The 18,171-nt window shown below is 58.0% G+C and carries 18 protein-coding genes; 12 read left to right on the forward strand and 6 right to left on the reverse strand.

Annotation, left to right across the window (positions count from 1 at the left end; all coding sequences use genetic code 11):
- Nucleotides 1-21 precede the first annotated feature (21 nt).
- The 3 genes from V9G17_15795 to V9G17_15805 are packed head-to-tail and all read left to right on the forward strand — an operon-like array spanning nucleotide 22 to nucleotide 1,876.
- Entirely contained in the window at nucleotides 22-618 is a 597-nt protein-coding gene (locus V9G17_15795) for a hypothetical protein (GenBank protein ID MEI2754060.1), read from the forward strand.
- 5 nt (nucleotides 619-623) lie between these two features.
- Nucleotides 624-1,448: a tetratricopeptide repeat protein gene (locus tag V9G17_15800; GenBank protein ID MEI2754061.1), complete on the forward strand. Its 825-nt coding sequence runs from the start codon at nucleotides 624-626 to the stop codon at nucleotides 1,446-1,448.
- Nucleotides 1,445-1,876 (forward strand): hypothetical protein, encoded by a 432-nt coding sequence (locus V9G17_15805; GenBank protein MEI2754062.1) that lies wholly within the window; start codon nucleotides 1,445-1,447, stop codon nucleotides 1,874-1,876. Before V9G17_15800 ends, V9G17_15805 begins: the two co-directional genes overlap by 4 nt.
- A 726-nt stretch (nucleotides 1,877-2,602) precedes the next feature.
- On the opposite strand, the gene V9G17_15810 is transcribed toward V9G17_15805, so the two are convergent.
- Nucleotides 2,603-3,028, reverse strand: a complete 426-nt coding sequence (locus V9G17_15810; protein ID MEI2754063.1) for a hypothetical protein — start codon at nucleotides 3,026-3,028, stop codon at nucleotides 2,603-2,605.
- 345 nt (nucleotides 3,029-3,373) lie between these two features.
- Between V9G17_15810 and V9G17_15815 the strand changes: the two genes are divergently transcribed.
- Entirely contained in the window at nucleotides 3,374-4,219 is an 846-nt protein-coding gene (locus tag V9G17_15815) for a hypothetical protein (GenBank protein ID MEI2754064.1), read from the forward strand.
- Nucleotides 4,220-4,222: 3 nt separating this feature from the next.
- Here V9G17_15815 and V9G17_15820 read toward each other — a convergent pair whose 3' ends face one another.
- The gene (locus V9G17_15820) at nucleotides 4,223-5,665 is read right to left on the reverse strand and encodes a hypothetical protein (protein ID MEI2754065.1); all 1,443 of its coding nucleotides are present in this window, start codon (nucleotides 5,663-5,665) and stop codon (nucleotides 4,223-4,225) included.
- Nucleotides 5,666-5,828: 163 nt separating this feature from the next.
- Here V9G17_15820 and recG point away from each other — a divergent pair, with 163 nt between their 5' ends.
- Genes recG through V9G17_15835 form a run of 3 tightly spaced genes read left to right on the forward strand, consistent with a single transcriptional unit; the run spans nucleotide 5,829 to nucleotide 9,707 of the window.
- Entirely contained in the window at nucleotides 5,829-8,369 is a 2,541-nt protein-coding gene (recG, locus tag V9G17_15825; protein MEI2754066.1) for an ATP-dependent DNA helicase RecG, read from the forward strand.
- 44 nt (nucleotides 8,370-8,413) lie between these two features.
- A complete protein-coding gene (locus V9G17_15830; protein ID MEI2754067.1) occupies nucleotides 8,414-8,740 on the forward strand; it encodes a hypothetical protein in 327 nt (108 codons plus the stop codon).
- 10 nt (nucleotides 8,741-8,750) lie between these two features.
- Nucleotides 8,751-9,707 (forward strand): Ppx/GppA phosphatase family protein, encoded by a 957-nt coding sequence (locus V9G17_15835; GenBank protein MEI2754068.1) that lies wholly within the window; start codon nucleotides 8,751-8,753, stop codon nucleotides 9,705-9,707.
- Nucleotides 9,708-9,879: 172 nt separating this feature from the next.
- Here V9G17_15835 and V9G17_15840 read toward each other — a convergent pair whose 3' ends face one another.
- Nucleotides 9,880-11,373, reverse strand: coding sequence for a hypothetical protein (locus V9G17_15840; GenBank protein MEI2754069.1), 1,494 nt, complete (start codon nucleotides 11,371-11,373; stop codon nucleotides 9,880-9,882).
- Between the two features lie 80 nt (nucleotides 11,374-11,453).
- The gene (locus V9G17_15845) at nucleotides 11,454-11,828 is read right to left on the reverse strand and encodes a cupredoxin domain-containing protein (protein ID MEI2754070.1); all 375 of its coding nucleotides are present in this window, start codon (nucleotides 11,826-11,828) and stop codon (nucleotides 11,454-11,456) included.
- A 308-nt stretch (nucleotides 11,829-12,136) separates the two neighbouring features.
- Here V9G17_15845 and V9G17_15850 point away from each other — a divergent pair, with 308 nt between their 5' ends.
- Together V9G17_15850 and V9G17_15855 are read left to right on the forward strand one after the other, a co-directional pair.
- On the forward strand, nucleotides 12,137-12,766 hold the full coding sequence (locus V9G17_15850; GenBank protein MEI2754071.1) for a hypothetical protein: 630 nt from the start codon (nucleotides 12,137-12,139) through the stop codon (nucleotides 12,764-12,766).
- A 215-nt stretch (nucleotides 12,767-12,981) separates the two neighbouring features.
- The gene (locus V9G17_15855; GenBank protein MEI2754072.1) at nucleotides 12,982-13,434 is read left to right on the forward strand and encodes a hypothetical protein; all 453 of its coding nucleotides are present in this window, start codon (nucleotides 12,982-12,984) and stop codon (nucleotides 13,432-13,434) included.
- Nucleotides 13,435-13,462: 28 nt separating this feature from the next.
- On the opposite strand, the gene V9G17_15860 is transcribed toward V9G17_15855, so the two are convergent.
- Nucleotides 13,463-14,029 (reverse strand): S16 family serine protease, encoded by a 567-nt coding sequence (locus V9G17_15860; protein MEI2754073.1) that lies wholly within the window; start codon nucleotides 14,027-14,029, stop codon nucleotides 13,463-13,465.
- A 193-nt stretch (nucleotides 14,030-14,222) separates the two neighbouring features.
- On the opposite strand from V9G17_15860, the gene V9G17_15865 reads away from it, so the two are divergent.
- From V9G17_15865 to scpB, 3 genes are all read left to right on the forward strand, one after another.
- Nucleotides 14,223-15,332: a pentapeptide repeat-containing protein gene (locus V9G17_15865; protein MEI2754074.1), complete on the forward strand. Its 1,110-nt coding sequence runs from the start codon at nucleotides 14,223-14,225 to the stop codon at nucleotides 15,330-15,332.
- Nucleotides 15,333-15,430: 98 nt separating this feature from the next.
- Nucleotides 15,431-16,210: a segregation/condensation protein A gene (locus V9G17_15870; protein ID MEI2754075.1), complete on the forward strand. Its 780-nt coding sequence runs from the start codon at nucleotides 15,431-15,433 to the stop codon at nucleotides 16,208-16,210.
- Nucleotides 16,195-17,118, forward strand: coding sequence for an SMC-Scp complex subunit ScpB (scpB, locus tag V9G17_15875; GenBank protein ID MEI2754076.1), 924 nt, complete (start codon nucleotides 16,195-16,197; stop codon nucleotides 17,116-17,118). Before V9G17_15870 ends, scpB begins: the two co-directional genes overlap by 16 nt.
- 174 nt (nucleotides 17,119-17,292) lie before the next feature.
- Here scpB and V9G17_15880 read toward each other — a convergent pair whose 3' ends face one another.
- On the reverse strand, nucleotides 17,293-17,862 hold the full coding sequence (locus V9G17_15880; protein MEI2754077.1) for a hypothetical protein: 570 nt from the start codon (nucleotides 17,860-17,862) through the stop codon (nucleotides 17,293-17,295).
- Between the last annotated feature and the right edge of the window lie 309 nt (nucleotides 17,863-18,171).

An 18,171-nucleotide genomic window follows, 5' to 3' on the forward strand; every position in this document is an offset into this window, starting at 1 on the left:
CATCCACGTGAGGCGACACTCGTGAAACAACTCCTTCCCGGCATTTGGCAATGGTCCTGGTTTTCAGAAGAGAAGCAGCTCGATTTTAACGGGCTGTTTCTCTCGGTCGGGGAACATCGAATCCTGGTTGATCCTCCGCCGATGACGGCCGAGGTCGGTACGTTTATTCGGCGCCAGGGGGGCCTCGATTACATCATCGTCACTAATCGAGACCATGTTCGCGAGGCGGCCTCGTACCAGACCGATTTTCGTTGCCAGTTGCAGGTGCCTGAGGCGGACGCTTCCCAAATGGATGTGAAGCCATCCAAGACGTTTAAAGACGGTGAGCTGTTGCCCGGCGGTATTTGGGTGATTCACCTTGCGGATCAAAAATCTCCTGGGGAGTCGGCATTGTATATTCAGCAGGGGAAAGGTGTCTTGATCGTCGGCGATGCCTTGATCGGCAAGCCGGCGGGTAGCGTGAGTCTTCTAGCCCCGGAAAAATATGGCGATCTGACGAAGGCGAGGGCGGGGCTTCGGCGGTTGTTGAAATATCACTTCGACTCGATTCTTGTGGGCGATGGCACTAGCATCCTAGGTGGAGCCAAACAAGTTGTGGAGCAAGTGCTTCAGGCGTAGGCAAGATGGCGCTTCGAAACGGTCTTTCAGAGGAACTCAATCGCCAGGGCAACGAGCATTTTGCTCGAGGGCATTACACGGATGCGTATGCCTGTTATGCAAAGGCCTTGGAATGTGATCGGTTGACGGGTGATCATCGTGCCTTGAGCGCGACGCTGGGCAACCTGGGCAATATTTGTGCGGTCAGTGGTCGGCGAGAATCGGCGCAGAATTATTATCAGGAAGTGCTGGAATTGCAGAAGGTTCTGGGTGACGAGAAAGGCATTGGGACGACCCTGGCCAATCTGGGGAATCTCCGCGCCGACGCCGGTGAATGGGATCGTGCCAGAGCCTATTATCTTGAGGCGCTCGACATCATGACTCGGGTGCATGATGAGCTTGGCAAGGCGGTGCTGTTTTCCGATCTCGGATTGGTGGCGCGTGAAATCGGCCAGTTTGACGAGGCGCTTCGGTATTATGAGCAGTCCCTGGTACTCATGCGCCGCCTCAATAATCAAGGTGGCGTCGCCGATGCCTGGCGGATGATGGGGCGGACCTTTGCCGTCCAAAAGCGCTATGAGGACGCCATTGCTTGTTGCCATACCAGCCAATCGATTGCGGAGCGGAGCCGGGATGAATTGCGGATAGGCGGCGCTCGCTACGTCCTCGCTCAGTGTTACGAGGATCTAGGTCAGTTGCAGATGGCCATTCAGTTATTGGAGCAGGTCGTGCGTATGGACCGTAAATATGATCTTCCGAAGTTAGCTGAGAACGTGGCCCGCCTCGAACGACTGCGGGCTCGCCTTGATGCCGAACCCCCAACCCCCCAGCCTCGGGAATCACGCGCATGACGACCGCTGCACTCCCATCATGGGAACAGGCCCGGGCACGACTGGTGAGCATGGTTCCTCAATTTTATGAGCTGGAACCTGGTGGGCCCCTCGTCCTCGATCTGGGGGATGACGGGTGGTTGTTGGAAGTGCGGTCGGACGGGCAGCTCCTTTGTCAGCACGGCATTGCCATGGACGATGTGAAGACTCTGATGTGTGATGGCACAACCGAGGATCTCGGCACCGATGAAGTGGCAAAACAGGCGAAGTATTTTTTGGGTCCTGCGGTGTCCAAGAAACGGCCGGCTCTCCTCAAGGGAGGATTCGCGGAGCAGACCGATATGAATGATGAATATGTCGCCATCACGTTCTGTAAGGCAGTCGACTTTCAGCGAATCGATGAGGTGCTTGCCGCCGTGCGTTGGTGCCAAAACCTCTTCAAGGCCTAGGCGTAGTAGGAATCGATTGCGACAGGTGCCCTCCGGACGTGTCTTCCCCTCACCGATACTGAAACCTTCCGTCGTGTTCTCCCTGCCTATCGCTTGCTGCGTATAATCCTCACGGCGCTTGAGCGGAAGCTCTTTACTGCCACGGAGGCGTGCAGCTAGTGTCCTCCGAGGCTTGCCAAGACGCTTTAGTCGAGCCAGCGAGGCCTGGACATTCTGTTCTGAGATGTGGCGGATGGAGTCGTTGCACAGCTTGATGCGGAGCAAGCCGGAGCATGGCTGGACTTTGGCGGATGGCCGTGAGCATTTGCCATGGCCGTTCTTGCTCGCTCCCGCAAACTAACGGCCACTGGCTGTGATCATGCGGTGGTACTCGAGGCGGCAAAAGAGTTCGCCACGACACACAGGGGCGGAGGTGTTGCTCTTCTCTTCCGCTCACATTCAGCAATGAGGCGCTTCCGAGACAGGACGACGTGGTGTGGTGTTTCGATGCGCTTCATAGTCATTCCTTGGAGGAGACTCACGTGCTCTGTCGAAACGTGTCATCCGCACTGCCTTTACGGCAGACGATTGATTGTTCGGGCTGTATTGCTTCACGATCTGGAAGGTCACTCTATACCAAAGAGCCGAGTCAGTGTGCGGTGAGTAGGGTGTTGTTTACGGAACAGGGAAATATCTACTCACGGCGGGAAGCAGCCGAGTGGTTTTGAGCCGCAGGGTCTGTGAATATCAGGTCGATGAGGATGAAGACCGGGACTGAAGATCGGGATGAGGTGCTGTTGGAGAGGGCTCGTCTGACCGTAAGGATAACGCACAGCGGCCTCCGAAGATCATGATGAGGAAGTTAAGGAGGCTACTGCCAAGTGTCAGCGCCAGGATAAGGGGGCGGGGGGAATCGTGACTCGCTTCCTGGACAATCGTGGCAAGGTCGAGTGCCAGGGCGATGGTGCTGTACATCACCGCTGCCATCACGATCCAGTGTTGACGGAGCACAAGAAGCCCCGCCACCAGGAGTGTCGGAACTCCGAACAGAAAGCCCAATAAGATGCCGTCCCGGATCGTGGCTAGTGAGGCGGCCGATCCTGCCTCAAGGAGAAGACCTTCCAGCACGACTAGAACGATGAGCAAAACAATGACCGGGCGAGATGCTTTCATAGCGGCACTATAGCCGCCGCGCCAGCCTATCGCAAGTTACTCTGGCCTCGTGCCATTCTGACTTGTAGGTTCTTCACATGAGCGTGCTGTAACGGACTGCAAGCTTCTGCGAGGGCGGTCTTCTTTGAGCCGTCTTCCCTGTCCCCACCCTTCGAGGGGCAAGCCCAGGCCGGCGAGTGATTTACCACATGCAGGCTTTCGAGTCAGAATCCGCCTCTCACCGGGGAGGCGCATGTGGCTCTACAAACATTCAGAAAAATCGTTGCGGACTGGGTGGTCGAAACGAAACCAGGCCGATGCTTGCGAGCGTCCCATTCTCGCGCGGCAGTGCCAAGGTTAGGGCTGATGCTGTGCTCGGCTGTTGCGCTCCTGTCGGTCCCCAGCTTCTCCTCAGCTGCTCCCTCGTATATCGCTCCGGACACTGTTCTGAACCCTGGATTTATCGGTAAGGTCGTGGCCCAAGCGCCGGCGGATCACGCGCAGGTATTGGCAGCCGGGTTTGGGTTTCAGGCGGCTGGATCCTCTATGATTACGGTGCGGACCTACGATGCGCCGACAGGTGCCATCCTGTCGGAGGATTCGTTCGATGTGAGCGTCAAGGAAGAGGGCGCCGCTGAACATGATGAAAATAAAGGACGCATTTTTGCCGGAGGCATTGGTGCCGACGCGAAAGGGAAATCAGCCTTCATGCTGAGAGTGTATGACGCGGAGTCCGGGCGGTTTCTTTGGGAAGGGCAGCTAAATCTGCTCAAACAGGGAGAAGGTGGGAGGATGAGGGTCCGCGCCACTATCATTCCGAGCCATCCGTCGGTGGTTCAAGCATCGGCCTCCACGGCCAAGCCCGTGCAGACCTTCTTCTCCGTCCGAGCGGTGAATCCGATTACGGGAGGACTGGTTTGGCAGGATCAGTTTGCGCCTGGGATGCGAAAGCGGGCACGAGTGGCTGGTGTGTCCTTCAACAGCCTGTCCATCAAACCGGTCAATGACCCCATCGGACATATTTTTGATTTGGTTGTGCGGACGTACGATCGTACGTCAGGCACATTGCTGTGGGAGGATTCGTTCGAGCAACTCGATCGGATTGAGGAGCCGGTTACCGAGCCGGAGACCCGTGCGTATCCTCAGGCTATTCCATCCTGGAACCCCGTCTCGATGCCTAGTCATTATACGTATCAGACGAAGACGCGATAACGCTTAGGATTTCGGCTGGACCAGTGTGGCTCCTAAACTGTCGGCCCATTGTTGCTGGAAATGGTCGTAAGAGAGCATGAGTCTCTCCTGCATCGCGGCGGCAATTGTTTGTCGGGCTTTGAGGTGGACGAGGACTTCGTGCACCTTGTGCATGCCGAACCGTTCAATCAGATAGTGTGTGGCCGCATTGGCTTCCATGTAGGCGACCGCGACCTTTTCTGCGGGTAGATTCTCCCAGCCACCTTCCAGTGCAGATAAAGGAACGAGGCTGTGATCGCTGGGCGTGACGCTTGTGACGTCTTGCCAGGGATCACCGGCCAGCTGCATTGCGAGACCTTCGTTGAGCCAGGTGGGAATGGTCCCTCCGGTGGCTCCCAATTCTTCGTGAATCAGCGCATGGACGAATTCGTGACGCAATACTCGCGTTAACCAGGCCCGATCCGTGGTTGCTCCTTGGGTGGGGATTTGAATCCGTCCGAGGACGGGATCAAAGAGACCATCAGCCCAACCCGGGCTCCCCGTGGCGTTTTGAAACTGATTCTTAGTGTGTAGAACGACCATAATAGGTTTTGAAGGGAAAAAAGTGAATTTCTGTCCGATATCCCGATAGGCCTCTTCAAGGATATCCAGCACGGTCGTCCAGGTGTCCGGGTCCTCGGCGCCGTCGTATTTAACTGTAAAGTGGAGGCTGCTGCGGGTTGAGAACTTCTCTTCCACCTTCTCGGCGCGATGGACTTTCGCTGTCACCGTTTTCAGGTAGGACTGAAGGCCGGGGTCTTTTTTGATCCGCTCTTTGGCCTGTGCCAGATGTTTGTCGGCTTCGGGGAGGTGATCCTTTTCCTGGAGCAGGTCTGCCAAGGCGACGTGCGGGAACGGCTCGTCCGGAGACAGCGCCACGATCTTCCGGAGGAACTCCTCCGTGAGCGCGGGGTCGCGTAGACCCCAGTAGGCGTGAGCAAGGTTAAGGTGAGCAATCGAATTCTGGGGGTCGAGCGCGACCGCCTTCTTAAACGCTTTCACGGAGACTTCAGTCCCGCCCGTTGTTTCTTTGAGGATCCCCAGGTTATTCCAGAGAATGGCCACGTGACGCTTCGTAGCGGATTCCGTCAGGATTGAGGAGGGGAGTTCCTCGAGTTTGGTCTCTGCCAGGGCGACATTGTGCTTTTCCAGTTCGTCATGAATGGCTCCGAGCAACTCGGAATGTCTCCGAACTGGAATGCTGACGGGGTCGATAGTCCTTGACCGTTTCACCTCTGGAGCAGAGCGTTCCTGCGACGGTCCCACAGGAGCGGTCGACGCCGGGCTGACCTCCTCAACGATGACCTGCGGGGGGGGAGTCGGTGTCTCGTGGAAATAGTGTGGCTTCAGCCAGGTTTGATAGAAAATAAAGATGCCGATCAATACAGCCAACGGTCCAAGAATATGTTTGATATTGCGTCGATACATAGGTGTCCTTCCATGAATCCTCGGCAAGTTGACTCTAACACCGGGTCATGAGGGGGCAAAGGAAAGTCGCAAAAGCATCCGGACGCCGGTCCGACTGAGTCCCGAGTCAGTGGGGGCCTCTCGTTGAGCCGTCTTGATGCCTGTGGTACGATCCCGCTCCAGAATGCCACCGTCGGATTCTTCTGACCCACACGATCCGTTCCAAGCGTTTCTGTATCGTGTAACCAGACCGATAGAATTTGCTTGTCGGGATGCCTATGCCCATCTCTCGACGGTCAGGAATCTTGACCGGTTCGTGTCGGAGCAGGTGATCGGCACGCTCGGGGAGCGAGTGTATCCTCGAGCGCTTGAAACCGAACTGCTCTCGCTCCGCAATCTGTTTATCGATTTCCATGCCGGGCTCACGCCTGCTGAACAGCAAGAGCGGCTCACAAAAGCACTGCTCTTGCTCAGTCGCCTACAGCGAGAGGCACGAGCGACGAGTCAGCCAGAGAGTGTTCAGATGGAGAGCCGCCCGACGCCTCCCTTCGTTCAATCCGGTCCTGCGCGACCCCTGTGGGATCTGCCGATTCAGTATGCCAAGGGGGTTGGCCCCAAGCGAACGCTCCTGCTGGAACGTTTGGGCGTGCACACCGTCGAAGAGGCTCTGTGGGCGCTACCCTGGCGGTACGACGATCGATCCGTCATCACGCCGATGGCCGAACTTGTCCCAGGAGGCATCCGGAGCGTCTGCGGGGTGATTACTCAGGCGGAGTTGACACGTGCACGGTTCCGCCGGTTGTCGATTCTCGATGTGGCGGTCCGGGACGCAACAGGGACCGTGCATGCGGTGTTCTTTAATCAACCGTACTTGGAAGATGTGTTGAAAGAAGGCGTGCGGGTCATGATGGCCGGGCGAGTGGTCGCCGGCCGCCGCGGATGGACAGATCTGCGGTTGGAAGCGACCCAATTCGAAGTGCTGAGTGGCACCGAGGATGAGCTGGTTCATATCGGGCGCATCGTTCCGATCTATCACGAGACGAAGGGGTGGACGTCGCGCCAGATGCGGGTCTTGATGCTGGGGTTACTTGCGGAGTACGGGGCTGAGATGGAGGAAGTATTGCCCCTGTCTGTGCGGGCGCGTCACCGGCTGCCGCCAATCGGCGAGGCGATTCAGCAGGTGCATTTTCCCCTGCCGAACACAGACCTCTCCGCGCTCGACCGGGGCGCGACACCAGCCCATCGCCGATTGGTCTTTGAAGAGCTGTTCGTACTACAGATGGCTCTGCTGCTTCGTCAACGGGAGACAAAGGAAGAGCAGAAATTATGTCGGTTCAATCCGCATGTCCCACAGTTGTCGCAGTTGTCGAAGATCCTTCCCTTTATGCTGACTCCTGCGCAGGAGCGCGTATTCCGCGAGATTCAAGCTGATATGGTCAGCTCGCGGCCGATGAATCGTTTGGTGCAAGGTGATGTCGGGTCTGGGAAGACTGTCGTGGCGCTGCATGCCCTAGTGATGGCGTGTGGATCGGGCTACCAAACCGCGCTGATGGTCCCTACCGAAATTCTGGCCGAGCAGCATTACCGGAATCTCGCCCCCTTGTTAGAGGCCGTGGGGTTCAAGGCGGTGCTGTTGACTAGTGGCGGCAAGGCAAAGGAGCGAAACGAGACGCTACAGCAGTTGGCGTCAGGCACCGCGCAGGTTGCGATCGGGACTCATGCATTGATTCAGAAAAAGGTCCAGTTTGCCCAGCTTGGATTGGTGATTGTCGATGAGCAGCATAAGTTTGGCGTCCTGCAGCGAAAGACACTGTTGGAGAAAGGGTATCGGCCGGATGTGCTCGTGATGACCGCGACGCCGATTCCGCGAACCTTGGCCATGACGGTCTATGGAGATTTGGATGTATCGGTGATCGATATGTTGCCGCCGGGCCGCAAACCGGTGCGGACCCTGCTCTACACCGAGGGACAACGACACAAGACCTGGCAATTGATGGGAGATGAGTTGAAGGCCGGACGTCAGGTATATATCGTCTATCCGCTGGTCGAGGAGTCTGAGAAGGTCGATCTCAAGGCAGCCATCCAGGGCGCGGATCACCTGCAGCGAGAGGTCTTTCCCCAGGCGCGGGTGGGGGTGCTGCATGGCCGGCTTTCGTCGGCGGAAAAAGAGTCCACCATGGCGGCGTTCAAGGCCGGCACGATTCAGGTCCTCGTGGCCACCACGGTGATTGAGGTCGGCGTGGATGTGCCGAATGCGACCGTCATGGTGATCGAGCATGCCGAGCGATTCGGGTTGGCCCAGTTGCATCAATTGCGAGGACGAGTCGGTCGTGGCGCGCATCAATCCCTTTGCTTGTTGATGGCCACATATCTTGCGCGAGGGTCGCGGACGCGGGTCGGTCGTGATGGTGGCCCTGAGCCGAATGGCTCTAATGCTCAGCAGCGGCTGGCGGCGCTGGTGAACTCGAACGACGGATTTGTCATCGCTGAAGAAGACCTCCGCATCAGAGGCCCCGGTGAATTTCTGGGACTGCGCCAGTGGGGGATGCCGGAGTTTCGGGCTGCGAATCTGGTGCGCGATGCACCCTTGCTGGAACAGGCCAGGCAGGAAGCCATCACATTGTTGGAGCAGGATCCAGGCCTGACATGGGCACAACACCAGTCGTTCAAGGCCGCCGTGCTTCGACGTTGGCGAGGTAAGTTGGCGTTGGGAGATGTGAGTTAGGTGTGGAGCCTGCGCCGGCTAGGCATGAGGTAAAGGGGTAATCAATGGGAATGTTGCAGCGGTTGAGTCACGATTTGCGGGCGGGCTGGGTGACATTGCGGCACGGCACGGCCAAAGCTGCTACGCGCGCCTTGGAAGAGGGCGAACTGCTGCGCTATCGCCTGGAATTGCGAAAGGTGGATCAGCAGCTGGATGATTTGCACGGTGACATCGGGGAGCGCACGATTGCGTTGCACGATCGGGGTGAATCGGCAGACCGCATTCTGTCCGATTCCGAGATTGTCCGCATGTTGCAACAGGTGCGGACGTTGCAGGATGAACGAACTAAGTTGCTGCTGGAAATGAATGACATCACCGTCGAAGGGCAATGAGGCGCAGTCGATGACTCGCAAGACGACTCCATCTCCACCTCCACGAATTTTCGCCGGAATTGATATTGGGACGCTCACCTGTCGGTTGCTCATTGCAGAACTGACTTCGACCGGAGAGTTGCGAGAGCTCCGATCCGATCGGCGTATCCTTCGGCTCGGTGAAGGAGTAGATCGAGACCGCGTGTTGCGTCCTGCTGCTATGCAGCGGGTGGTGGCGACACTGAAGGAATGGCACCAAGTGATCGATGGTTATCATGTTCAAGCCGTAACAGCCGTAGCGACGAGTGCGGTGCGCGACGCTGTGAATCGTGAAGAGTTCCTGGACCTGGTGCGGCGAGAGGCCGGGTTTCAGGTGGAGATTATTTCCGGCGAGGAGGAAGCCCGTCGAACCATGCTTGGTATCCGTTCGGGCCTGCCGCCTGGTGTGACCGATCTGCTGGCGCTGGATATCGGGGGAGGGAGCACGGAGTTCATTTTGGATAGGTCGGGGCAGCCACCTGTTGTGCGATCAATCAATATCGGTGTGGTGCGTTTGAGCGAACGGATGTTACGCAGCGATCCGCCGACTACGGGAGAGGTGTCCGACGCGCGAGACTGGGTACGACGAGAAACCAGCGCCGCCATAGCCGAGATGCCACGATCGCCGGGGCTCACATTCATCGGCACCGCGGGGACGATCACCGCCCTGGCCGCTATGGCTCAGCAGTTGCCTGTTTATGAACCGGCAAGGATTCACAATTACACGTTAACGCGGGATACGGTGAGAGAGTTGGAGCAACAGTTACTTGGCCGCACCAAGTCTCAACGGGAAGGCTTGCCAGGGCTTGAACGCGGCCGGGAAGACGTCATTGCTGCCGGCGCGGTGATACTAGGTACGGTGATGGAGACATTGGCAATGTCGAACGTGCTCGTGAGCGATCTGGGCTTGCGGGAGGGGGTGCTGATACATCTTGCCGGTGGCCGGTAGATCCTGAATCGTAACGCAGGTATTCCGCCTCATTCTTGGAGCGATTGCAGGTCAGTGGCAATCTTGGTGTTCGGTCGGTTGACGGCACAGCGAAGCACGATGTTCTCTGGCGTCGGGTCGCGATCACACCTGAACAACCTATCGCACTGAAGAGCAAGGCGTCGCCCGAAGCTTATCGCTGCGAATACCAGCGGAGGCCGCTCTTTTGTTCGGTGAAGGTCGGTTGGGGGATCCCGCCTGGCTTTTCGAGCAGCAGTACCTTGAAGTCGATTAGGCCGAACCAGGCCGGGTCGGCGATATCGTGGTAATGACACCCCTGGAGTTTGGGCAGGATGTCGCCCAGAGTTTTGGTGAGCTCACTTTCCGTGTAAGCCCGCACAGAAAAGTGTTGGCCCAGCCCCTGACAAAACCGCTGGATGGTATAGGCCGCGCCGGTACAGAGGACTTTCGTGTCGGGCTTAAGCTGTAGAAATTGCGGGAGCGACAGATAGCGCTCCTGAAAGCCAAGCCAACGTACCGCTTGTCGCAGGTGGCTATACTGCACCTCGTATTCCGTGTGGTGCGGAAGTTTGACGGCGGCAGGCCACCCTTCTTCCACGCCAAACTCCGTAAGAAACGCCCGACCACCCGGCTTGAGCACCCGCCAGACTTCAGCCACGAACCGCATCGGTCCCAGATTGAAGATCACTTCTTCCGGTAATTCGCTCTCCAGCGGCAACCGCAGCCGCCTGATCCAATCTAACGCTTCTTGATGTTGTGCCGTCTCGCCTTTGCCCTCCGTGAGCTCCTTGCGGCTGAGCTTCACCGGCGTCATGTCGGCCATATTTTCATTGTCGATGATGAGGTCGACCGAGTTGTCTCGAAAGGGCAGGCACTCACCGTTGGCATGGGTGCCGATGCCGGTCCAGCCGCCTGTTTTCGCGCGTTTGGTCTGGAGTTGCAAGAATGGGCGGGTGACGTCCAGCGAAATGTAGTGGATCCCTTGTTTCTCGAACGGCAGCAATTCCTGTCCTAATTCGCGGGCGACATAACCAAGCCCTCCGCCGATCTCGACAATGACTTTGGGCTTGGGTTTGAACCAGCCAAGCCGGCGGAGTTGGCGCATGAGCAGGCGGCCATAAGTCGTGCCGCCCAGGGCCTCGCATGGTTCACGGAAGAGGTGGGAGACGGTAGTCTCGATCAGATCGAAGTGTCCATCCTCCAGGTCGCTTTCCTTCAGCTCGTGAACGTGGAAGTCCTCAAGATGCTCCTCGCCTTCAAATTCCTGTTGGCCTGACCAGCCTTCCCGGATTTGTTGCAGGAGCAAGTCCCATTTGGCCTTGTGGCGATGGCCGCCGGGCGGCTCCGTGCCGAAGTAGCATAGCGAATAGTTAGGCGTGGACCACCGAGCCAGATGCCAGGACCCCGGTTGGCCGTCCGGGCCGCAGATTTTATTGCCGTATTTCTCGACGAGTGCGCCCACCGTAATGTGGCCGTTCATCGATGTAAGCATTTCAATGCCGACTGCATTGAGTCGGACGAGCGGAAAATCGTCATCGAGCGGAGCCAGCCACCATTCGTCGAAGGTGTGCTGGTAGGCGACGAGGTCAGGAATACGCCAGGCGAGCAGGTTGAGGGTGTCGCCGCTCAGGGTGAGGGGCTCTTGGATGGCTGCGGCAGCTTTCATCTCGTTAGATCCTGGCGTGAAAAGCCGCAGCCTACACGAGCGTGGCGCCGGCCTGCAAGAACCTTGATGAGGATGAGTGGCTATGTCTGTGAGGGAAGCAACGGCGACTCCGTTACGATGATCATGCCGCGCATAATGGGGTGGATGCGGCACTGGTAGGGATATCGGCCAGGCGGCAGACTGGGGATCGTATAGGTTCCCCCAGGCTCAACGGCTCCAGAATCAAAGGCACAGCGCCCGCTCTCGTCAAAACACGCATCGTGGGTCACGGTATGATGGGTGGGCGTGGGATTTTCCCAGCGAATGGCTCCTCCGGCGGTGACGGTCACGGCGGCGGGCACATAATAGGGTGATCCGCTGTCCATCAGGACTTGCGCTGCCGGTGGCGTCGCAGCCGTCGGCCAGGCCATCAAGGTGCTTACTACCATCACGAAGAGACACAGTCGCCAGCTCATAGCGTCGTCGTTCCGGTGAATAAATATACCTTCATTATACATAGAGACAGGTTCCCGACGGAAGGATTCAGTCGGCCTCTCGGGATATGTCCGCTTGGGCTGGGGCCTGACAAGGGCCGTATCGTGCTGGATGGGCCAGGGAGGCGTCGTCATTACGAATGTGAACGCCTGAAGGGGCGCGACTGCGTTGTAATCTGATACAGGTTGTTGCGCGCGCAGGATGGTTGCAAGAACCTGGTTGTTCATGCTAGATGGAGGCCGCTTTACCACCGACGTGCCATGCTGAAGACTTGAGAGGAGGACGTGGAATGGCGAAGAAAATTGTGAAGAAGAAAAGCGTTGTTGCTAAAGCCTCGCGGCCCAAAAAAGTCGCGGCGAAAAAAGCGACGAAGCCCAAGGAAGCCGTGAAAGCCAAGAAGGCGGCGGTGAAAGTTAAGCCGGCCGCAAAAGCCAAGCAGTCTGTGAAGGCGAAGAAGGCGGTGAAGGCGAAACCTGCCGCCAAGAAAGCCGCCAAGCCTGCAAGAAAAGTGGCCTCAAAGCCGGCTGCAGCAAAGAAGAAACCTCTGCCCAAGACCAAGTCCGTTTCCAAAGCGGTGAAGCCAGCGCTGAAAGCCGTCAAGCCTGCGGCGAAGCCAACACCCAAGTCTAAGCCTGCGTCTCCCAAGATCAAAGCCCCGGTCGAGCCCTCGGCTGTTGTTCCTGAATCGACACCTGCGAAGCCGCACGTGCCGGAGGTCAGCAAGGTGGCGAAGGTGGAGCCGCAACCGCTGGAGCTTGATGACGAAGAGGAGTTGGCGGAAGACTTGGATGACGTGTCGGAAGAGATCGAGGAAGAAATCGAAGAAGAGCTCGGACTCGATGGTGAAGATGACGACGTGGACTATCTGGAAAAGTCGGAAGATCTCCTCGACGACGCAGACGAGTATCGCAACAATTAGCCCACGTTGGCGTTATGGCGTGCCGGGTTGTGCTCGGTTAATGCCTCTCCGTGCCGCGTGTTGCCTGGCCAGTGAACGCTTCGCTGAACCGTCCACATGGGGTCCTGTGTGTCGGCATGCATGGGGTCCTCTTCGGAGAGAATCCGCAGTTCCGTTGAGGTGGTGTCCTACCGGTCGCGCGCTCTGGCAATCACGCTGATCCTAACTGATCTCTTATGAGTCATTTTCTGTTTATCGCCGGAGCTCTTCGTGAGCGGACCTCCCAGGAAAGTGCCGAGCTGCAGCTGGGTGCCGGGATCTGGGGGCTCTGTACGACTTTGATTCGCGATAATCTCCAGAAGTTTTTGACGCCAGAGTCCCATGGGCTGGTGTACGTGCTCAAGGAAGGCATTCGCGCGGAGTTTGCGATGACCTCGACGGTCCAGCCGTTTCAAGCGCTGGACGAATTGCTCAAGGATGAGGTGCGGACGGAAGCCCGGTATGGCTTCGTGCGGGTCACTCCGTTGCGGCGCTGGCAGGGCCATGCGCCCGACTGTCAGGCCCTGCTCCAGCGCGTATTGGGTATCGAGGAGCAAGCCGAGTTGACTAGACGGCTCAGTCTCGGAATGCATCGACTGACGGAAGTAGAGTATCGGGAGATTCTGGCGGGGCTGGGGGCTGAGGAGTAATCGTTGGCGGCGTGACCGGCGTGGGGGGCTAGTCGAGCGTGCCTCCGGTCATGAGGTGGTAGGCTTCCCCAACAGTGCGGATCTCCTTCACGTCGACGTTGAGTTCCCACGCGAGCCGGGTGAGATTCCAGCGGGGATCATCGCGCTGTCCCTCCGGAATCAGAATGGTACGGCAGCCTTCGCGTGCCGCCGCACGAATTTTGTCCGGAATTTCCCCGACCCAGCCGATGGTGCCGTCCTTGCTGATGGTGCCGGTCATGGCGATGCCCCGCCGGATCTGCTCTCCCTTTAACAATGCGGCAAATCCGACCGTCATAACCCCGCCGGCACTGGGGCCCTCTGTGCCAGTGGCGGCATAGGCGATGCCGATCACTTTGACCGTGCCGGTATGATCGACTGATGGGGTGTGTGCTACGGCGTATTCAAAGGCGAGAGCCATGGATCCCAGATTGGCCTCCCCTGGACTGATATTGCCGCCTTGCCATTGAAGAGCCATGGGGGTGGGGGTCGGTTGGTGATCCCAACGGAAGAGGAGTAGCTCAAACGCTCCGCGGTTGTTGCTCTGAATGGCCGCCAACATGGGGACTTCAACCACGGATTCCGCGGTGGCTCTCCGACCCTCTGTGAGCCCAGCCAGGATGCAGGCGCACAAGAGGCACAAGCTGCGATGGATGGTGCGGGTGATACCCTGGGGCGTGGTCGCCGGCATATGAGAGGGAGTGTAGCAAAGGTATCGGGGGTGTAAAGTGTTCGCGCGTGTATGTGCCAGACGGTTTGTTCGGAGAGTTATGAAATTATTGACGCGACCTGCTGGACCATGTCGATTCCCCATCGGGGCCTTCATCGCGACGCTGTGGGGCATTATTCTGCTCCCTGGGATGCTGCACGCAGCATGTACGGTGGAGACGGGCGGGACCAACTCGACGGCGACGTTCACGCTGCACCTGGCTTCCACGTGCACGGAAGCCGAGCGAGAGGCGCGTGCCGTGCCTGCGGGTGATCTGCTGCGGGCGCTGGCGGCAGGGAAGGGGCTGGACTTAGCGGGGGTTGTCGTTGACGGCGATCTGGTACTCGATGAGTTGCCGACCCAGAAGGTGAGTGCGGTGGGCGACCTAGCACCCGAGGATCGTCGAGTGCTTGAGGGACTGAGCGACGAGGAGGTGCATGTCATTCGCGGGCCGTTCGTGATCAAGCACTCACGTGTGAAGGGACGGATCGTCAATCGTCTCAAGCGTGGCTTTCTGCTGATCACAGGACCGGTGGTGCTGGCGCACACGGAGTTTGTCGGACTCGTGGATCTGTCGCGCACGGTATTTCTGGGTCTGGTGGATGGATCGAATGCAACCTTCCGGCAGGAGAGTTATTTCGTTCAGGAACGGTTCACCCAGGGCGCCATGTTTTCGGATACGCGTTTCGGTCCGCACGCTCGATTCCATCGGTCCATGTTTTCCGGTCCGGCGATTTTCCGTGGGGCTCGCTTTCAGGGGTTGACTGAATTCCTTGAGGTGGTGTTTGAGCAGGATGCGAATTTTTCACAGACGGTGTTTCGTCAGGGCACAGGATTTTCCGGCGCGCATTGTCGGGCGAAGTGTGACTTTTCTTCGTCGCAGTTCGATCGGGAAGCATTTTTCCTGTTCTCTATCTTCGATCGTCAGGCCACCTTCGCCTCTGCGCGATTCGGGTCTCAGGCTGACTTCTCTGATGCCGTATTTAAGCAGTCCGATGACCTCGATCAAGCCAGCTTTGCTCGCCCACCGCTCTTGACCAGAACCGCCCGCGTGAGTGTGACCGTACCAGGGCATGCTGGCCCGTCTTCGGGGCCCTTCCCTCAGGCGGTGACGATAGCCTTGTTGGCGGTGGCCTTGGGGCTGTTGGTCTATGTGTTCAGGGCCAAGTAGCCCCGGCCGAACCCACAACATATAGTTTTAGTCTTGCCCGGTTCCCCCATAAATTGGTATAAGATTGAAACTTTGGCCAAGGGAGCACCTCGTACCTGATGGACCAACCGGAACTGCCTTACCAAGTCAAGATCGAGAATTTCGAAGGGCCTCTCGATCTCCTCTTGCACCTCATCAAGAAAAACGAAATTAACATCTATGATATTCCGATTGCGCTGATCGCTCAGCAGTATTTGGACTATCTGTCGGTGATGAAGGAATTGAACCTGGCCGTGGCCGGTGAATTTCTCGTGATGGCGGCAACGTTGCTGCACATCAAGTCACGAATGTTGTTGCCGGTGGACGAGGTCGCCGTGGATGAGGAAGACGGCCCCGACCCGCGCGAAGAACTCGTCCGTCGACTGCTGGAATACAAGCAGTTCAAAGAGGCGGCTTCGCAGCTGGACTATAAAGAGCGCATGTGGCGGGATGTCTTTTCGCGCGACCCCGGTCCGCCTGTGCACGTCACGAAAGACGAAAGTCTGCTCGATGATATCTCGCTCTTCGACCTGGTGGATGCGCTGCAGGGGGTCTTGTCTCGGCATCCTGGTAAACGACTCGTTGAAATTATCCCGGACAATCTCACGGTTCGCACCCGTATGAGTGCCATTATCGAAGCGCTGGAAGTGCATGAATCCATGCCCTTTACGGCGCTGTTTGAGGAGTCGAGCCACCGCCTCGTGGTGATTGTCACGTTTCTGGCGTTGCTCGAACTGATTCGAATCAGGGTCGTGCGTGTGTTTCAAAGCGAGACCTTTGGGGCGATTCTTGTCTCGCGGGCCTTTTCGGCGGTTGCAGAAGGGGAACTAGTGGAGGAGTCGGAATGGAAGAACCTATGAGTTCCAGCGTGGAGGATGCCATCGAAGAGCCCATCGAGATGGCGGAACCGGCTGATGCGCCATCTGCGTCGTGCGAGATGTCCGGGGCAGAGCCTCAGGCCGTCGACGGCCAGGTGGCCGATCTGTCAGGGCCGGCGGTCGACCCTGCGCTCTCCGATCAGCGAGCGCTGAAGGGCATTCTGGAGGCCCTGCTCTTTGTGACGGCCGAGCCGATCCCGGTCACTCGATTCCAGGCCCTGCTTGGCGCCGTGACGAAGCAGGACGTTGATGACGCGCTGGCCAGCCTCGCTCGGGACTATGAACAAGAGGGCCGTGGGTTGCAGCTGGCAGAAGTGGCCGGCGGGTATCGGCTCGTCACCAAGGCCGAGTTTGCCCCATGGCTCAAACGGTTGGAGAAGGTCAAGGCTCCTTCGAAACTTTCACGCTCGGCCGTGGAGTCCTTGGCGATCATCGCCTATAAGCAGCCGATCGTTCGCGCGGAAGTTGAGCAGATTCGGGGCGTCGAAACCTCGGGGGTGATCCGGACGTTACTGGAACGAAAACTCGTGCGGATCGTTGGCCGGAAAGAAGAGCCGGGACGACCGATCATGTACGGGACGACGAAATTCTTTCTCGAACATTTTGGTCTGCGGGATCTTTCCCAGCTGCCTCCGCTCCGTGAGTTCAAAGAATTGGGCGAATCCGAACAGGCGATGTTGCCGATTGAGGATATGGTGGTCGTGGATGGGGCATCAGTGCCGCAAGATACGGCATCTTCCGATGAGGGCTTCCGTGAAGGTAGGGCGGAGCCTGTGGCTCTGCCGGAGTCAGGCGATGACGCGGCGCAGGTGCCTGAGGGAGTGGTTGTGGAGGCGGAGAATGGGAGCGAGGGCGAGCTCGTGGTCGCCGAGCTGTTAGACGAGTCGTAACGGTCGCCTCGAATCTCTGCGGGAGCGAGCCGACCGAATCCTCCCCCAGATATCAACCCATCAAGGGTCCTCTTCTCATACGCACAAAGGCCTTCGAGATCACCTCATGAGTCAGGTGCTCCCGAAGGCCTTTTGTGTGTGGCGCTCCTGAACGTGTCTCGTGACGTCGATTGCCTAGTGGCACCCGATCGGAATAAATCCCGCGCCGAAGATTCGTGACAGGGTGACGTACCGGGCATTGTCGTAGAACGAATAACTTGGTCCGTACCAGTTTCGGGTCGTTGGATTACCGCCGTACGAAGGATCGGTTCCGAAGAAGAATCCGCCGCGGCTGTTCTGATTCAAGTGAATCCATTCCATATACATGCTGCAGACTTCCCCCTGCACCGATCCGCCGGCGGTGTTGCCTGCATACCAGTCACGTCCCGATTCAGGGATCTGCGACAGATTGCGTAACGCGCCGATCGGCGTGTCGTAGGAAAAATCTTTCCCGCGCGGGGCGGGTTGGTAGCTCGAACTTCCGCTGGAGCCGCTTAGTGGCATATCCGACAGCGAAGGTACGATAGAGAGCTCTTTGAGCGCTTTGGGCTGGCAATCGGGCCGTTCCTTATTGGTGTAGAGGATGGTGCCTTCCGGGCCTGGGCATTCCCACATTTCCACCGGGGAGGACTCGATTGCGTGCACGCTGGGAGTCAGGAGTAAACTCGCGGCGAGGGTTGCGAGCACAAATCGTGTTGGCCTCATGGTACACCTCCGATTAATTTATCCGACCAGGCGACGCGCATTGGTTTTCGACGTCGAGAGTGCAGAGCCTATGACATTCGAAAGAAATGCGTCCATCCAGCTTTGGGGGGATGGACGCCTACCCGCTGTTCATCAGGGCACGCCCCCTTTTTGTCGACATCGGTGCCGAGCCGTCACGGCCGATGGGTAAATGGAAGAGCCTCGCTGGCCGCGCCAGGTCGTCTGGCCCTTGCCTTGACTCCCTTCTTTTCGCTTTGTTAGACTGCCCGATCTAAGTTATTGAAACATCCGCCAATCTTCACCAATCTC

Source organism: Nitrospira sp. (genome assembly GCA_037045225.1).
In the GTDB taxonomy this organism is placed as follows: domain Bacteria; phylum Nitrospirota; class Nitrospiria; order Nitrospirales; family Nitrospiraceae; genus Nitrospira_A.

Excerpts from the sequence above, each read along its gene's own strand:
- V9G17_15850 (MEI2754071.1), top strand. The coding sequence starts at position 12,137 with ATGGCGAAGAAAATTGTGAAGAAGAAAAGCGTTGTTGCTAAAGCCTCG.
- scpB (MEI2754076.1), top strand. The coding sequence starts at position 16,195 with ATGGAAGAACCTATGAGTTCCAGCGTGGAGGATGCCATCGAAGAGCCC.
- V9G17_15870 (MEI2754075.1), top strand. The coding sequence starts at position 15,431 with ATGGACCAACCGGAACTGCCTTACCAAGTCAAGATCGAGAATTTCGAA.
- V9G17_15835 (MEI2754068.1), top strand. The coding sequence starts at position 8,751 with ATGACTCGCAAGACGACTCCATCTCCACCTCCACGAATTTTCGCCGGA.
- V9G17_15840 (MEI2754069.1), bottom strand. The coding sequence starts at position 11,373 with ATGAAAGCTGCCGCAGCCATCCAAGAGCCCCTCACCCTGAGCGGCGAC.
- V9G17_15810 (MEI2754063.1), bottom strand. The coding sequence starts at position 3,028 with ATGAAAGCATCTCGCCCGGTCATTGTTTTGCTCATCGTTCTAGTCGTG.
- V9G17_15865 (MEI2754074.1), top strand. The coding sequence starts at position 14,223 with ATGAAATTATTGACGCGACCTGCTGGACCATGTCGATTCCCCATCGGG.
- V9G17_15805 (MEI2754062.1), top strand. The coding sequence starts at position 1,445 with ATGACGACCGCTGCACTCCCATCATGGGAACAGGCCCGGGCACGACTG.
- V9G17_15845 (MEI2754070.1), bottom strand. The coding sequence starts at position 11,828 with ATGAGCTGGCGACTGTGTCTCTTCGTGATGGTAGTAAGCACCTTGATG.
- V9G17_15800 (MEI2754061.1), top strand. The coding sequence starts at position 624 with ATGGCGCTTCGAAACGGTCTTTCAGAGGAACTCAATCGCCAGGGCAAC.
- V9G17_15820 (MEI2754065.1), bottom strand. The coding sequence starts at position 5,665 with ATGTATCGACGCAATATCAAACATATTCTTGGACCGTTGGCTGTATTG.
- V9G17_15855 (MEI2754072.1), top strand. The coding sequence starts at position 12,982 with ATGAGTCATTTTCTGTTTATCGCCGGAGCTCTTCGTGAGCGGACCTCC.
- recG (MEI2754066.1), top strand. The coding sequence starts at position 5,829 with ATGCCACCGTCGGATTCTTCTGACCCACACGATCCGTTCCAAGCGTTT.
- V9G17_15815 (MEI2754064.1), top strand. The coding sequence starts at position 3,374 with ATGCTGTGCTCGGCTGTTGCGCTCCTGTCGGTCCCCAGCTTCTCCTCA.
- V9G17_15880 (MEI2754077.1), bottom strand. The coding sequence starts at position 17,862 with ATGAGGCCAACACGATTTGTGCTCGCAACCCTCGCCGCGAGTTTACTC.
- V9G17_15830 (MEI2754067.1), top strand. The coding sequence starts at position 8,414 with ATGGGAATGTTGCAGCGGTTGAGTCACGATTTGCGGGCGGGCTGGGTG.